The sequence below is a fragment of the Microbacterium azadirachtae genome, assembly GCF_000956505.1.
GTDB lineage: Bacteria > Actinomycetota > Actinomycetes > Actinomycetales > Microbacteriaceae > Microbacterium > Microbacterium azadirachtae_A.
Window position 1 is genome coordinate 79,322 of the sequence record NZ_JYIX01000034.1, and the last position, 15,327, is coordinate 94,648.

Sequence of the window (15,327 nt, forward strand, 5' to 3'; positions counted from 1 at the left end):
TTGTCGGCATGTCCGCCGACACCCCCGCCCAGAATCCCGGAGCGACCACGTCGCTCCCCCTGCAACAGGGTGTGCTCCCTCGCGCGACCGCGCTCGACGTCGTCCGCGTGATCGTCCTGGTCGCCGCGCTCGCCTCGCTCGTGCTGTGGGGCCTCGCCGCATGGACGCTCCCGTGGAACCTCGTCGCCGCGATCGGCGCACCGGTGGTCACGCTGCTGCTGTGGGCCCTGTTCCTCTCGCCGCGGCCCGTGCTGGTCGTGCACCCGTTCGTGCGCGCCGCGGTCGAACTGCTCCTCTACGCGGCCGTGACCGTCGCCTGGTGGACCATGGGCCAGGCCTGGATCGGACTCGGGTTCGCCGTCGTGGCGATCGCGACCGGACTCATGGCCGGCCGCCGCTCCCTGTCCTGAGGCCGCGATGAACGCCGCCGTGCTGGATCGGCTCCGCACCGCGCTGGGCGACCGCGTCGACACCACCGACGCCGCGCTCGAGGCCGCACGCGCCGACCGGTCGGGTCACGCGTCCCCGACCGCGCCCCTCGCCGTCGTGCACGCGGAGTCGACCTCCGACGTGCAGGCGACCCTGCGCATCGCGCAGGAGACCGGCACGCCCGTCGTCGTACGCGGCGCCGGCACCGGACTCGCCGGTGCCGCGATCGCGGGCACCGGCGAGATCGTGCTGTCCACCCTGCGGATGCGGCGGGTGCTCGAGATCCGCCCCGACGACCTCCTCGCCGTCGTGGAGCCCGGGATCCTGAACGCCGAGCTCGATGCGGTCCTCGCCGAACACGGACTCTGGTGGCCACCGGATCCCGCCAGTCGCGACATCTCGACGATCGGCGGCAACATCGCCACGGGCGCGGGCGGGCTGCTGTGCGCGAAGTACGGCGCGGTCCGCGACGCCGTGCTGGCGGTCGATCTCGTGCTCGCCGACGGCCGCCTGCTGCATCTGGGGCACCGCAGCGTGAAGGGCGTGACCGGCCTCGATCTCACGTCGCTCGTGATCGGATCCGAGGGCCGGCTCGGCGTGATCGTCGGCGCCACGCTGAAGCTGCGCCGGGTCGTGCCGGGTGCACCGTGCACGATCGTCGCGACCTTCCCCGCCGTGCGCGACGCGGCGCGCGGATCCGCAGCCGTCACCGCCTCGGGAGCGGAGCCCGCGATCATGGAGCTCATGGACGCGCGCTGCCTCGCCGCCGTGCACGCGCTGCTCGAGCTGGACCCGCCGGCCGATGGCGTGGCCCAGCTGACGATCCAGACCGACGGCCGCTCGGCCGCGGTCGAGGCCGAACAGATCGCGGCCGTGCTGCGCGCGGCGGGCGGCACGGTGACCGTGACCGACGACCCCGTCCGCGGCGAAGAGCTCCTGCGGATCCGCCGGTCGATGCACACCGCCATGGCCGCGCTGGGCACCACTCTCATCGAGGACGTCTCGGTGCCGCGCAGCGCGCTGCCGGCGATGTTCGACGAGATCGCGCGCATCGAGCGGGAGTACGGGATCGAGATCCCCACGGTCGCGCACGCCGGCGACGGCAACCTGCACCCGAACTTCATCGTGCAGACCCCCGAGATCCCCGCGCGCATCTGGCAGGCGGCCGACGATCTGTTCCGCGCCGCGATGCGGCTGGGCGGCACTCTCACCGGCGAGCACGGCATCGGGACGCTGAAGAGACGCTGGCTCGCCGAGGAGCTCGGCGAGGACCAGTGGCAGTTGCAGCGCGATATCGTGCGGGCGTTCGATCCGGCCGGAGTCCTCGCACCGGGAAGGGTCTTCGCGCACCGCACCACCGAGCCCGACGCCGCAGCGCCGAACAACGCAGAGGAACCCCATGCCTGACATCCACGTCTCCGCCGCCATCATCACCGACGCCGCGGGACGCGTGCTGGTGGTGCGCAAACAGGGCACGGAGCGGTTCATGCAGCCCGGCGGCAAGCCCGAAGCGGGCGAGACGGCCGCACAGACCCTCACGCGCGAGCTGCACGAGGAGCTCGGCCTGCGGATCGACGAGGACGCCCTGCGCCCGCTCGGCGTCTTCGTCTCCGCGGCGGCGAACGAGCCGGGTCACCGCGTCGTCGCGACCGCGTTCGCGACGACCGCCGAGCCAGAGGACGTGCAGGTGCAGGCCGAGCTGGCCGAACTGCGCTGGATCACCCCCGCCGACGCGGAGTCGCTGCCGCTCGCGCCGCTCAGCGAGGAGCACCTGCTCCCGATCGCGTGGCCGGGGCTCCTCTCCGGCCACTGAGCGCCCTTCGTCTCGCTGCGCTCGCTCAGGGACCGATCCATGATCCGGTCGCTGAGCGCCCTTCGTCTCGCTGCGCTCGCTCAGGGACCGATCCATGATCCGGTCCCTGAGCGAGCCGAAGGCGAGACGAAGGCGAGACGAAGGGCGGTCAGATCCCCTGCCAGGCCGGCTTGTTGGCGAAGGTGTAGCGGTAGTAGTCCGCGAGCCTGAGCTTCGACGCGGCCGCCTCGTCCACGACCACCGTGGCGTGCGGGTGCAGCTGGATCGCCGAAGCCGGCATGAAGGCCGAGAGCGGGCCCTCGACGGCGTCCGCGATGGCCTGCGCCTTCCCCTCGCCATAGGCGAGCAGGACGAGGTGGCGGGCCTCCAGGATCGTGCCGAGGCCCTGGGTGATGCAGTGCCGCGGCACCTGGTCGAGCGCGTCGAAGAAGCGCGCGTTGTCCTTGCGCGTCTGCTCCGTGAGCGTCTTCACCCTGGTGCGCGAGGCGAACGAGCTCCCCGGCTCGTTGAAGCCGATGTGGCCGTCGGTGCCGATGCCGAGCAGCTGCACGTCCACCCCGCCCGCCGCGCGGATCTTCGCGTCGTACTCCGCACCCGCGTGCTCGATGCCGTCCTCGGATCCGTCCGGAACGTGCACGAGGGCCGGCGTGAGCCCCAGGGGCTCGACGACCTCGCGGGTGATCACGGAGCGGTAGCTCTCCGGGTGGGAGGGATCGATGCCGACGTACTCGTCCAGGGCGAAACCGCGCACGTGCGAGACGTCGACGCCGTCGAGCCGGGCGCGCAGGGCGGAGTAGACCGGCAGCGGAGTGGATCCGGTCGCGAGCCCGAGCACAGCGTCCGAGCGTCGGCTGATGAGCCGGGCGATCTCTGCGGCGACCAGTTCGCCGGCGGCGGTGGAGTTCTCGACGATGACGACTTCGGCCATGGATGTTCCCTCGTGTGTGTCTGTGACGTGGATTCGAAGATGCGGGTTCGGCGCGGCGCGGCGATCAGACGAGCTCGGCGGGCAGCCGCGCGGCTCCCACCAGGGCGGCGCCGAGCGCTGCCGCCGGGGATCCTGCCGGCAGCAGTTCGATCCTCTCATCCAGATGCAACGAGCCGATGAACGGCGACTCCGCGCCCTCCTGGCGCAGCCGGCGAACGATGTCGTCGAGCAGGCGGTCGCCGAGGGCCGTGACCCCGCCACCGATCACGACCGTCTCGACGTCGGCGCTCAGCACCAGGCTGCGCACGGCGGATGCCGCCCCGAAGGCCACGCCCTCGCGCAGCTCGAGGGCGAACGCGTCGCCGCGCTCCGCGAGATCGAAGACGTCGCGGAGGGGCAGTTCGCCGCCGCGCCCCCAGGCTTTGCTGACGGCGCCTCCCCCGCAGAAGGTCTCGATGCAGCCGCGCTGACCGCAGCCGCACACCCGTCCGCGCGGGTCGACCGAGAGATGTCCGACCTCGCCGGCCGTGCCGTGGGCGCCGCGCCACAGCACGCCGTCGATCACGATCCCCGCCGCGACCCCTGTGCCCAGGTTCAGGTAGGCCATCGAATGCGCATCCCCGCGCAGGGATCCGGCGCCGAGGGCCGCGGCCTTCACGTCGTTCTCGACGGAGACGGGCACGGGCAGCCGGACGCGCACGGCGTCGGCGAGGTCGAGCTGGGTCACCCCGAGGTTCACCGCGTGCAGCACGCGCCCTGCGTCGGCGTCGATCAGGCCGGGGATGCCGATGCCGACGGACGCCACTTCCGCGACGGGGAATCCGCCCTCGCCGGCCAGCGCCTCGATCGCGTCGTGCACGGCGGACACGACCGCGTGATCGCCCCACCCCGTGGGGATGCGCGTGCGCGCGAGGATCGCCCCGTCCGCCGCGAGGGCGAGCGCGTCGATCTTGGTGCCGCCGACGTCCAGGCCGACGCGGATCCGGCTCACGAAACGCCCAGCTGGCCGGACAGGACCATGACCGCGGCCCCGCGCAGCACGATGTCGTCCTGGGCGGTCAGCCGGATGGCGACGTCGTCGAACACGCCCTCCAGGGTGCGCTCGGTGAGCGTGCGGGTCGCCGCGTCGATGAGCGTTCCCGCGAGCAGGTCGGCGGGACCGGACAGCACGATCTCGGAGAGGTCGAGCGCGGCGACGATCGGTGCGATCGCGACGCCGAGCCGGGTTCCGGCCTCGCGCAGGACCTGCTCCTCGGACATCGGGTCCTCGGCGATGCGCGCGCGCAGCCGGGATGCGCTCAGCCACGCCTCGAGGCACCCGTCCTTGCCGCACGCGCAGCGCGGCCCGCCGTCGGTGCCGACGACGACATGGCCGATCTCGCCGGCCGCGAAGCGGCTGCCCACGAGCGGCTGGCTGTCGGAGATGAGCCCCGCGCCCACGCCGCGGCCGATCTTGATCAGCAGCATGTCGGGGCGCGCCTGGCCGAACGTGTACTCCGCGAGCACCGCGGCGTTCGCGTCGTTGCGCACCAGCACGGGGAGGTCGAGGGCCGCGCTGAGCAGTCGCTCCAGGGGGAAGTCGACCCAGTCCAGGTTGGGCGAGTTCAGCACCATCCCATCGGGGCGGACGATGCCGGGGGCGCCGACGCCGATGCCGAGCACCGGCGCGGTGGACAGCCCCACGAGCTCCTCCGCGAGAGAGCGCACCGCCTCATAGGCGGCCGTGCCGCCGTTCGGACGCGGCACCTCGCGCCGCTCGAGCACCACGCCGTCCAGGCTGATGAGCGCGCCCTCGAACACGCCGGGGCCGGACAGGTCGAGACCCACGATGCGATGGCCGTCGCGATCGATGTCGATGAGGATGGGCGGCTTGCCCGGACCGGTCGTCTCGCGGATGCCCTTCTCGACGACGATGCCGTCATGGATGAACTCGCCGACGAGGTCCGAGATCGTCACGCGAGTGAGACCGGTCTCCCGGGAGAGGTCGGCCCGGCTCATCGCACCCGCGTGGTACAGCGTCTGCAGCACCAGCGCGCGGTTGTGCCCGCGCGCATGCTCCGGAAGCACCTTGGTGCTCGTGCGCAGCTTGCGCGCCGACCCGAAGCGGTGCGGGCTGGAGTCGCCGCTCTCCGCATTCATCGGCTGACGCTGCTCATCCGTGGGACCATGTTTGTTAGTACACCTTACGAACGGAGTGAAAATCAAGCCCGGTCACGCGCGGCGCGATGCGGGGTTATCCGAACGTTACCGGATCCGGGCCGACGCTCCGCATGTTTCCCGCGCGCGGCGCCCGACAGCAGACTCCCCCGACCGCCGATCCGGGCCGCACCCGCCCGTCCATGTGCTTCCGTTGCCGTTTTGTGATATGGCATCCCGTATCCTTGAAAGACTGACAACGCTCAAGGGCAAGGGGGGTGTGCACGTGACGGATCTGGTAACAGCGGCGGGGGCTCCGACAGAGGAGAACTCGATCGTCGACGGCACGGACGCGACCACGGAGGCCGCGACCGGAGACGGCGCCGGCGACCGCCACGCGGAGTGGGCGCCCTCCGAGGACGCTCCGCGCAAGAAGCGCCACATCGGACGATGGGTCGGTATCGGCCTCGGCGTGCTCGCGCTGGGCCTCGGCGCCGCGTCGACGATCCTCATCGCCCCCGGCACCGCGATCGCCGGTGTGCAGGTCGGCGGTATGACCCCCGGCGCCGCTGCGGAGGCCGTCAGCAACCACCTCGGCGCCATGCAGGTCACGCTGACCGGCGACGGTGGCGACAAGCACGTCACCGGATCCGACCTGGGCGTGCATATCGACGCGACGAAGCTCGCCGACAAGGCCTTCGCCGACCATCCGATGTGGAACATCACCAGCTGGATGTCGGCGCCGATCGCCGGCACCATCACCCTCGACGACCGCGCCGCCGAGCACGCGCTGCGCGCGCAGGTCCCCACGGTCTACCAGGACGCCACCGACGCCACGGTCGCGTTCCACGGCACCGGCTACGCGGCGACGCCCGCGAAGGACGGATCCGGCATCGACCTCAAGGCCCTCACCGCGGCGATCACCGCGGCGGCCGAGAAGGGGCAGAGCTCCCTCGCCTTCGAGGCGAAGGCCGCACCGGTCGCACCGGCCATCAGCGACAAGACCGCTGCCGCCACGGTCGCTCAGCTCAACACCATGCTCTCCGCGATCGGCTTCTACGTCGGCACCGAGCGCACGGTCCCCGTTGATGCGGCGACCGCCGCCGGCTGGATCACCCTCAAGCCGGACAACGGCAAGCTCACGATCACCGCGGATCAGGCGGCGATCCAGAAGACCGTCGACACGCTCGCGGCGAAGGTCGACCGCGCGCCGGTCAACGCCACGACGGTCGTGAACTCGTCGGGCGAGGCGCTCGACGACATCACGCCCGGCGTCGCAGGCCGACAGCTCGGCGACGTGTCGGGCACTGCTGCGGCGTTCGCCTCGCAGATCTCGAAGGGCAACGGCAGCTTCGCCCTGCCCGTGAAGGACACCCCGTTCAGCTCGACCTCGCTGCTGCGCAAGGTCGACGTGAACCTCAGCACCGAGACGCTGACGGTCACCGAGAACGGCAACGTGGTCGACTCCTGGCTGATCTCCTCGGGTCGCGGCGACTTCGCGACCCACACCGGATCCTTCACGGTGAATTGGAAGCTCGACAGCCAGAACATGGGAAACACCGACCTGACCAAGGCGCCGTTCTACTACCAGCCGAACGTGAAGTGGGTCATGTACTTCAACGGCGACGAGGCCCTGCACGGCGTGTACTGGCACGACAACTGGGGCACCCCGATGAGCCACGGCTGCGTCGGAATGCCGGAGTGGCGCGCCGAGTGGCTGTTCGACTGGAGCCCGCAGGGCACCGAGGTCAACGTCCACTACTGATCCGGATCCCGATCCCGCCTGCGAAGGGGCCCGTCGCATCGCGCGGCGGGCCCCTTCGCGTTCCCCGGTGTGCGGTCTGCGCGCTCGCCGGGGGAAACGACGAAGGGGGCTGGCGCCGCGGCGCCAGCCCCCTTCGTCGATCCGGTCAGTTCAGGCCGTCGATGACCGCGTTCAGCGTCGCCGAGGGACGCATGATCTTGGCCACGAGAGCACCGTCGGGACGGTAGTAGCCGCCGATCTCCACGGGCCTGCCCTGCACCGCGGTGAGCTCGGACACGATGCGCTCCTCGTCCGCGGCGAGCGCGGCGGCGACGGGGGCGAACGCGGCGGCGAGCGCGGCGTCCTCGGTCTGCGCAGCCAGCTCCTGCGCCCAGTAGAGGGCCAGGTAGAAGTGGCTGCCGCGGTTGTCGATCGTGCCCAGGGCACGGCCCGGCGAACGGTCGTTCTCGAGGAACGTGCCGGTCGCGGCGTCGAGCGTCTTCGCCAGGATCGCGGCCTTCGCGTTGCCGGTGCGGTCGGCGAAGTGCTCGAACGACGCGGCCAGGGCGAAGAACTCGCCCAGCGAGTCCCAGCGCAGGTAGTTCTCCTCGACGAGCTGCTGCACGTGCTTCGGGGCGGATCCGCCCGCGCCGGTCTCGAAGAGCCCGCCTCCGGCCAGGAGCGGCACGATCGACAGCATCTTCGCGCTGGTGCCGACCTCGAGGATCGGGAACAGGTCGGTGAGGTAGTCGCGCAGCACGTTGCCGGTGACCGAGATGGTGTCCTCGCCCTTGCGCATGCGCGCGAGCGAGTAGCGGGTGGCGTCCTCGGGGGTGAGGATCTCGATCGTCAGGCCGTCGGTGTCGTGGTCCTTGAGGTACTCGGTCACCTTGGCGATCAGCGCGGCGTCGTGCGAGCGCGCGGGGTTGAGCCAGAAGACGGCCGGGGCGCCGGTCGCGCGGGCGCGGCTCACCGCGAGCTTCACCCAGTCGCGGACCGGGACGTCCTTGGTCTGCGTCGCACGCCAGATGTCGCCCGCGTGCACCTCGTGCTCGAGGACGACCTCGCCTGCTGCGTTCACGACCTGCACACGGCCGTCGGCGGCGATCTCGAAGGTCTTGTCGTGGCTGCCGTACTCCTCGGCCGCCTGGGCCATGAGGCCGACGTTCGGCACGGTGCCGATCGTCGCGGGGTCCAGCGGACCGTTCGCGATGACGTCCTCGATCGTGGCCTGGTAGACGCCGGCGTAGGAGGAGTCGGGGATGACCGCGAGCGTGTCGTCCTCGCCGCCGTCCTTGCCCCACAGCTTGCCGCCGTTGCGGATCAGCGCGGGCATCGACGCGTCGACGATCACGTCGCTCGGCACGTGCAGGTTCGTGATGCCCCTGTCCGAGTTCACGTAGCTGAGACGCGGACCGTTCTCCATGGCGCGGAAGAAGGCCTCGGCGATCTCCTCGCCGCCCTCCAGGTCCGCGAGCCCGGCGAGGATGGATCCGAGGCCGTCGTTGGCGGTGAGGCCGGCCGCGGCCAGCTTGTCGCCGTACTGGGCGAACACGTCCGCGAAGTAGGCGCGCACGACGTGGCCGAAGATGATCGGGTCGGAGACCTTCATCATCGTGGCCTTGAGGTGCACGGAGTACAGCACGTCCTCCGCCTTCGCCTCGGCGAGGGTCTCGGCGAGGAAGGCGTCCAGCGCCGCCGCGTTCAGGAAGGTCGCGTCGACGATCTCCCCCGGCAGCACCTTGAGGTTCTCCTTGAGGACGGCGACCTGGCCGTCCGCGGAGACGTGCTGGATCGTCAGCAGCACGTCATCGCCCGGCGAGACCCAGCTCTTCTCGTTCGCCTTGAAGTCGTCATGCCCCAGGGTCGCGACATGGGTCTGCGAGCCCTCGGCGAACGCCTTGTTGCGGTGCGGGTGCTTCTTCGCGTAGTTCTTCACCGCGAGCGGCGCGCGCCGGTCGCTGTTGCCCTCGCGCAGCACCGGGTTCACCGCGGATCCCTTGATGCGGTCGTAGCGGGCACGGACGTCCTTCTCCTCGACCGTGGTCGCGTCGTCCGGGTAGTCCGGGATGTCGAAGCCCTGCTGCTTCAGCTCGGCGATCGCCGCCTTGAGCTGCGGGATCGACGCCGAGATGTTCGGCAGCTTGATGATGTTTGCCTCGGGCGTGGTCGCAAGGCCCCCGAGCTCGGCGAGCGCGTCGCCCACGGCCTGGCCGGCGCTCAGGCGCTCGGGGAAGGCGGCGAGGATCCGGCCGGCGAGCGAGATGTCGCGGGTCTCGATGTCGACGCCCGCCTGGTGGGCGTAGGCCTGGACGATCGGCAGCAGAGAGGCCGTGGCCAGCGCCGGCGCCTCGTCCGTGTAGGTGTAGATGATGGCGTCGTCGGTCACCGGGGTCTCCGTTTCACGCAGGAAGGGTTTCAGACAGCGACCTCGCGTGGATGCGCACGCGGTATCGCGCAGATTTATCTCGATACCAAGATACCTGCCGTTCGTCGATTCCCGAGCGCTCCCTTCCCCCTTGCTCCCCTCGCCCTGGATCCACCCGGCGGAAGGTGAACTTCTCCCCACGTTTCGCCGCGCTCCGCCACGAGCGCCGTCCAGGGGTTAGCCTGGGGACCATGACGGAACTGCGACTGGTCGAACTGTCCGCGGCGACGATCGTCGCCGTCAACAATCTCTCCCTGAAGCCCGGGCAGGAGCAGTACCTCGCGCCCGTCTCCTACGGAATCGCCGCGACCGTCATGAACCCGCAGACCAGCTGGCAGCGGGTCGTGCTGGACGACGAGGAGGTCGTCGGCTTCGTCAGCGCCAACTTCGACCCCGATGCCCCCGAGGAGCATTTCCGCTCCGTCCTGTGGCGCATCAACGTCGACGCCGACGACCAGGGGCGCGGCGTGGGCCGGTTCGCCGTGCAGAGCCTGATCTCCGAAGCCCGTACTCGTGGCTTCGGGCACCTGAACGTGATCTACGAGGCGGGCACCGGCGGTCCGGAGGCGTTCTTCCAGCGGGTCGGCTTCACGCCCGTCGGAGAGACGGAGTACGCCGAGGTGATCGCGGAGATCCGCTTCTGAGGTCCGGCACGCCCCACATCTGAGCACCGGGGCGCCCGCGACGCGCGTACGCTGTGATCGGCGGCGGGGTTTCGAATCCCCTCCCCCATCGAAGCCCCGTCGTCTTCTCCTCCCCGCGGAGCAGGCCCCGCCGGACTCGCCGCCCTGTGGTTCGGCGCGTGGAGCGCGCCGCGTGCGCTCAGTCGCGCTCCTTGCGCTGCTTCGGCCCGCGCTCGCGCGCGTTCCACGCCGCGATCGCCGAGGCCGCCGCATCGGCCGCGCGGTCCAGGGCGTCGGCCGACATCGAGATCACCTGCTGGGCGGTGTCCTGCCAGCCCGTCGCGCGCGATGCACGCTCGCGCTCAGGATCCCGGCCCTCGGCGCGGGCGTGGGCATCGCGCTCGGCGGTGTCGAACGCACGCTCCAGCCGGGTCACCGCGTCGCGGTAGGCGCCGAACTCGGCCGGGGCGATCCGGCGGGCGGGATCGGGGCGTGAGTGGCGGGCCTCGTCCAGCGCGAGCAGGAACGCGGCGGTCGACGGATCGCCGGCGTCGCCGATGGTCGGGTATGCGATGAGCTTCGCGGGATCCGTCTCGTAGGCCATCCAGCGCGCCACCACGGCGTCGTGGGCCGCGATCGCGCGCGGCAGCGGGCGACGCTGCGGATCCGCGTTCAGGGCCAGGTCGGCCCGTGCGGCCTCCACCTGCGCGCGCCGGGCGCGCACCGACGCCGACGCCGCCTTCGCGCCGGCCTCGGCGTCGCGGAGCGCGCGGCGGGCATCGGACACCTCGACCGGATGAGCGGACCCTGCCGCTCGCCCGGCGACGCGGCCGGCGAGCTCCGCCCGGGCGACGCGCACCGCGACACGGGCCTCAGCAGCCGCCCGCTGCGCGGACTGCAGATCGAGGCGTGCGGCGTCGTAGCCGAGCCGACGTCCTCCGGCAGCCGCACCGCGGCGAGCACCCAGCACGATCACCGCTCCGGCGCCGGCGATGACCGGCGCGATCCACCAGAGTTCCGCGGCGACCGCCCAGAAGGGATCCACGCCTCGAGCCTACCGATCACATTTCCACAGGGCATTCGCACTTCCACAGGACAGATCCTCCGGATCCATCCTGCAGAAGTGCAGACGTCCTGCAAAACGCGACGCCCGTGTCCCTACACCAGCGTCTGCTGCCAGGCGGCGTGCAGCTGGGCGAACTTGCCCGTGCCGGCGATGAGGACGTCGGGGGCGTCGTCCTCGATGATGCGGCCATGCTCCATGACGAGCACCCGGTCGGCGATCGCCACGGTCGACAGACGGTGCGCGATGATGATCGCGGTACGGTCCGCGAGCAGCGTCTGCAGCGCGTCCTGGATCAGCCGCTCCGACGGGATGTCGAGCGATGCCGTCGCCTCGTCGAGGATCAGCACCGCCGGGTCGGCGAGGAAGGCGCGCGCGAACGAGATCAGCTGTCGCTGCCCCGCCGAGACGCGTCCACCGCGCTTGTTCACGTCGGTCTCGTAGCCGTCGGGGAGCGAGTCGATGAACGCATCGGCGCCCACGGCCCTCGCCGCGGCCCGGATCTCCTCCATCGTCGCGTCGGGCTTGCCGAGCGCGATGTTGTCGGCGACCGTGCCGCTGAACAGGTACGCCTCCTGCGTGACCATGACGATCGCACGGCGGAGGTCCTTCGGGTGCAGATCGCGCAGATCCACCCCATCGAGCGTCACGGCGCCCGCTGTAGGGTCGTAGAAGCGCGACACGAGCTTCGCCAGGGTCGACTTGCCCGCGCCGGTCGTGCCGACCAGGGCGATGGTCTGCCCCGCGGGGATGTCCAGGGAGAAGTCGGGCAGGATCACCCGGTCCTGGGCGTAGCCGAACTCGACCTCGTCGAAGCGCACGAGGCCCTTCGACTCCCAGAGATCGACCGCCTTGATCGGATCCGGAACGGTCGGGACCTCGTCGAGCACGCCCGACACCTTCTCCAGCGCCGCCGTGGCGGACTGGAAGGAGTTCAGGAACATCGCGATCTCCTGCATGGGCGCGAAGAAGTTGCGCACGTACAGCACCGCGGCCAGCAGGATGCCGACCCCGATGTCGCCGCTCGCCATGCGGGTGCCGCCCCACACCACGACCACGCCGAGGGTGAGCGCCGCGACCGCCATGAGCCCGGGCTCGAACGTGCCGAACAGCAGCATCGAGCGGCGGTTGACATCGCGGTAGTCGCCGGCGACCTCCTGGAACGACACGTCGTTGCGAGGCTCCTTGCGGAACGCCTTCACCGCGCGGATGCCGGTCATGGTCTCGACGAACTGCACGATGACCTTCGCGCTGATCACCCGCGACTCGCGGTAGACGAGCTGCGAGCGCTGATAGAACCAGCGCATCAGGTAGATCAGCGGGATGCCGGCGAGCACCAGGACGACGCCGGACTCCCAGTCCACGAGCACGAGCGCGATGAACGTGAAGAGCCCGTAGAGGAGCCCGGACACGAGCTGGTTCAGACCGCCGTCGAGCAGCTCCCGGATCGAGTCCAGGTCGCTGGTCTGGCGCGAGATGATCCGGCCCGAGGTGTAGCTCTCATGGAACTCGAGGCTCAGCCGCTGGGTGTGCAGGAACATGCGCTTGCGCAGGTCCAGCAGCACCGCCTGCGTGATGCGGGCGGTGAGCACGGCGTACCAGCCGATCAGCGCGGATCCGACCGTGCCGACGACGAGGAACACGACCCCGACCATGATGGTCGGCATCCAGTCCGCGTGCTTCAGCACCGCCGGCAGCGCCGTGTTCAGTCCGTAGGCGACGAGCGCCGGACCGGCGACCTGCGCGGCCGTGGAGATCACCAGCACGAGGGCGGTGAGCGTGATCTGCACCTTGAGCGGCGCGATCAGGGATCCGAAAAGCCGCAGCGAGCGGCGACGGATCGCCTTGCTCTCCTCGTTCGTGAGGTCGGAGCGGTCCTCGTCCTGGGTTCCGATGACGCTCATGCCTGCACCTCCTCGTTCTCGGCGTGGGTATCGTTCGCCGCGCCGTCGGATGACGGCGGTGTTCCGTGAGCGGCCTTGGGAGCCGTGGTGGCGGCCTCGGCGACGGAGGCGCCGGCGACCACGGGGATCGCCCCGGTGCGTGCGGCCTCCTCGGCCTCGAGGCTCGAGATCACGTGCCGGTAGTGCGCGCTCGTGCGCAGCAGCTCCGAGTGCGCGCCCACGGCCGTCACCTTCCCGTTCTGCAGCAGCGCCACACGGTCGGCGAGGGCCACGGTCGACGGGCGGTGCGCGACGATGAGCGCCGTGGTCTCGGCGAGCACGTGGCGCAGCGCCTCCTCGACGAGCGCCTCGGTGTCGACGTCGAGCGCCGACAGCGGGTCGTCCAGCACCAGCACCTTGGGCTTGGCCGCCACGGCGCGCGCGAGCGCGAGCCGCTGACGCTGTCCGCCGGAGAGGCTCAGCCCCTCCTCGCCGATCATCGTCTCGACGCCCTCGGGGAGCGTGTCGACGAAGCCGGCCTGGGCGACGTCGAGCGCCTCGCGGAGCACCCGCTCCGCCTCGGCGCTGTGCACGTCCAGATCGGCCCTGCCGAGCAGCACGTTCTCGCGCACGGTGGCCGAGAACAGCGTCGCGTCCTCGAACGCCATCGCGATGTGCGTGCGCAGCTCGGCCAGGGTCAAGTCGCGCACATCGACGCCGTCGAGCGTCACCTTTCCGCCGGTCACGTCGTACAGGCGCGTCGGAAGGGTCGTGAGCGTGGTCTTGCCGGATCCGGTGATGCCGACGAGCGCCATGGTCTCGCCGGGGCGCAGCACGAGGTCGATGCCGTCGAGCAGGTCGCGCTCGTGCGGGCGGGCGTCCTGGTAGCGGAAGCGGGCGCCCTCGAACGCGAGCTCGCCGCGGGGCTCCGCGATGCTGACCGGGCTCTCCGGATCCGTGATCGTGTTCTGCTCGTCGTAGATCTCGAACACGCGATCGGTGGCCGTGCGCGCGTCGAGCATGAACGAGAACAGGAAGCCGATCGACTCGATCGGCCAGCGAAGCACGGTCGCCATCGCGAAGTAGGCGAACAGCTCCGGCGCGTTCAACGCGCCCTGCGCGATCAGCCAGATTCCGGCGACGAGGTTGAGCGCGAACGCGATCTCGGGCATGAGCACGAGCCAGAACCAGATCCAGCCGACCGAGCGGGCCTTGCTCAGCTCGGTCTCGCGCAGCGATTCCGCCTGGCGCGCGAACTTCACGAGCGCGTGCTTGCCGCGCCCGAACGCCTTGAGCACGCGGATGCCGTGCACGCTCTCCTCGACGCTCGTGGCGAGGTCGCCGGCCTGGTCCTGGCTGCGCCGGGTGAGCACGCCGTAGCGCTTCTCGAACAGGAAGCCCGAGATCCACAGCGGCACCGCGGTGATGAGGAAGATCGTGCCGAGCAGCCAGTGCCAGCGGAACAGCAGGGCCGCGCCGATCACGATCGTGAGCAAGTTGACGACCAGCAGCACGAGGCCGAACGCGAGCCAGCGGCGGATGAGGCCGATGTCCTGCATCATGCGGCTGAGCAGCTGGCCCGACTGCCAGCGGTCGTGGAACGCGACCGGCAGGCGCTGCAGGCTCGAGTACAGCTGCGTGCGCATCCGGTACTCCACCTGCGTGGCGGGGTTGAGCACGAACTGCCGGCGCAGCCACACCATGAGGGCCTCGCCGAGGGCGAGCACGGTCACAGCGACGGCGCCCCAGATGATGGCGCCGATCTCGCCGGTCGCGATGGGGCCTTCCAGTACGACCTGCAGCAGCAGCGGGATGCACAGCGCGATCACGGCCGCGGCGAGCGCGGAGAGCCCGCCGCCGATGAGGCGACCGGCGACCGGCTTCACGAAGGGAGCCAGCCGCGCGAGCGCACGGGGCGTGGAGAGAGGGACGGTGGACGATGACGAGGATTCTTTAGGCATGATTCTCAGCAGTGACGTATCGCATCAGGGGATGACAGGGGACAAGAAGGAGCGGATGCGATGCATCCGTGCGATGAGCGGCCGGTGTGGGCCGAGGAGGACCGGAGCGGTCAGTCCTCGGCGGGAAGGAAGAGCGAACCGGTGACAGCGCTGATCGACGACGCAATGTTGATCGTGGGCATGGTGTCCTCCTCGGTTCGACGGCCGCCGGGTCGGTTGACGCGACAGCCGTCCAGCCTATGTTTATGAGCCGCCTGAGCGCAAGCGTTTTCCCGAAACCGATCTCACGCTCCTCGCGAGACCGAGCTGCACGTCCGCG

General features: G+C 70.7%; 12 protein-coding genes. 5 read left to right on the plus strand and 7 right to left on the minus strand.

The genetic code is table 11. The features are described from left to right. Positions 1-8: 8 nt before the first annotated feature. Genes RS86_RS09285 through RS86_RS09295 form a run of 3 tightly spaced genes read left to right on the plus strand, consistent with a single transcriptional unit; the run spans position 9 to position 2,242 of the window. On the plus strand, positions 9-410 hold the full coding sequence (locus RS86_RS09285; RefSeq protein ID WP_045271957.1) for a YrdB family protein: 402 nt from the start codon (positions 9-11) through the stop codon (positions 408-410). A gap of 7 nt (positions 411-417) precedes the next feature. After that, positions 418-1,836: an FAD-binding oxidoreductase gene (locus RS86_RS09290; RefSeq protein ID WP_045271958.1), complete on the plus strand. Its 1,419-nt coding sequence runs from the start codon at positions 418-420 to the stop codon at positions 1,834-1,836. Then, positions 1,829-2,242, plus strand: a complete 414-nt coding sequence (locus RS86_RS09295) for an NUDIX hydrolase (RefSeq protein WP_045271959.1) — start codon at positions 1,829-1,831, stop codon at positions 2,240-2,242. Before RS86_RS09290 ends, RS86_RS09295 begins: the two co-directional genes overlap by 8 nt. Before the next feature lie 148 nt (positions 2,243-2,390). Here the strand turns inward: RS86_RS09295 and nagB are convergent, their stop codons facing one another. From nagB to RS86_RS09310, 3 genes are all read right to left on the minus strand, one after another. Further along, positions 2,391-3,170, minus strand: a complete 780-nt coding sequence (gene nagB, locus RS86_RS09300; RefSeq protein WP_045271960.1) for a glucosamine-6-phosphate deaminase — start codon at positions 3,168-3,170, stop codon at positions 2,391-2,393. A gap of 64 nt (positions 3,171-3,234) precedes the next feature. Further along, complete coding sequence (locus RS86_RS09305) at positions 3,235-4,152, minus strand: ROK family protein (protein ID WP_045272104.1); 918 nt, start codon at positions 4,150-4,152, stop codon at positions 3,235-3,237. 5 nt (positions 4,153-4,157) lie between these two features. Next, positions 4,158-5,309 (minus strand): ROK family transcriptional regulator, encoded by a 1,152-nt coding sequence (locus tag RS86_RS09310; protein WP_045271961.1) that lies wholly within the window; start codon positions 5,307-5,309, stop codon positions 4,158-4,160. 283 nt (positions 5,310-5,592) lie between these two features. Between RS86_RS09310 and RS86_RS09315 the strand changes: the two genes are divergently transcribed. Further along, the gene (locus RS86_RS09315) at positions 5,593-7,071 is read left to right on the plus strand and encodes a L,D-transpeptidase family protein (protein WP_160299683.1); all 1,479 of its coding nucleotides are present in this window, start codon (positions 5,593-5,595) and stop codon (positions 7,069-7,071) included. A gap of 145 nt (positions 7,072-7,216) precedes the next feature. On the opposite strand, the gene RS86_RS09320 is transcribed toward RS86_RS09315, so the two are convergent. Next, the gene (locus RS86_RS09320; protein WP_045271962.1) at positions 7,217-9,439 is read right to left on the minus strand and encodes an NADP-dependent isocitrate dehydrogenase; all 2,223 of its coding nucleotides are present in this window, start codon (positions 9,437-9,439) and stop codon (positions 7,217-7,219) included. 230 nt (positions 9,440-9,669) lie between these two features. On the opposite strand from RS86_RS09320, the gene RS86_RS09325 reads away from it, so the two are divergent. Further along, the gene (locus tag RS86_RS09325; protein WP_045271963.1) at positions 9,670-10,122 is read left to right on the plus strand and encodes a GNAT family N-acetyltransferase; all 453 of its coding nucleotides are present in this window, start codon (positions 9,670-9,672) and stop codon (positions 10,120-10,122) included. 178 nt (positions 10,123-10,300) lie between these two features. Here the strand turns inward: RS86_RS09325 and RS86_RS09330 are convergent, their stop codons facing one another. The 3 genes from RS86_RS09330 to RS86_RS09340 all read right to left on the minus strand — a co-directional run bounded on the left by RS86_RS09330 (position 10,301) and on the right by RS86_RS09340 (position 15,008). Then, entirely contained in the window at positions 10,301-11,146 is an 846-nt protein-coding gene (locus RS86_RS09330; RefSeq protein WP_045271964.1) for a hypothetical protein, read from the minus strand. A gap of 113 nt (positions 11,147-11,259) precedes the next feature. Next, on the minus strand, positions 11,260-13,068 hold the full coding sequence (locus tag RS86_RS09335) for an ABC transporter ATP-binding protein (protein WP_045271965.1): 1,809 nt from the start codon (positions 13,066-13,068) through the stop codon (positions 11,260-11,262). Next, positions 13,065-15,008 carry an ABC transporter ATP-binding protein gene (locus RS86_RS09340; RefSeq protein WP_045271966.1) on the minus strand — a complete coding sequence of 648 codons (1,944 nt, stop codon included), beginning with the start codon at positions 15,006-15,008 and terminating at the stop codon, positions 13,065-13,067. The genes RS86_RS09335 and RS86_RS09340 overlap by 4 nt, the downstream gene beginning before the upstream one ends. Between the last annotated feature and the right edge of the window lie 319 nt (positions 15,009-15,327).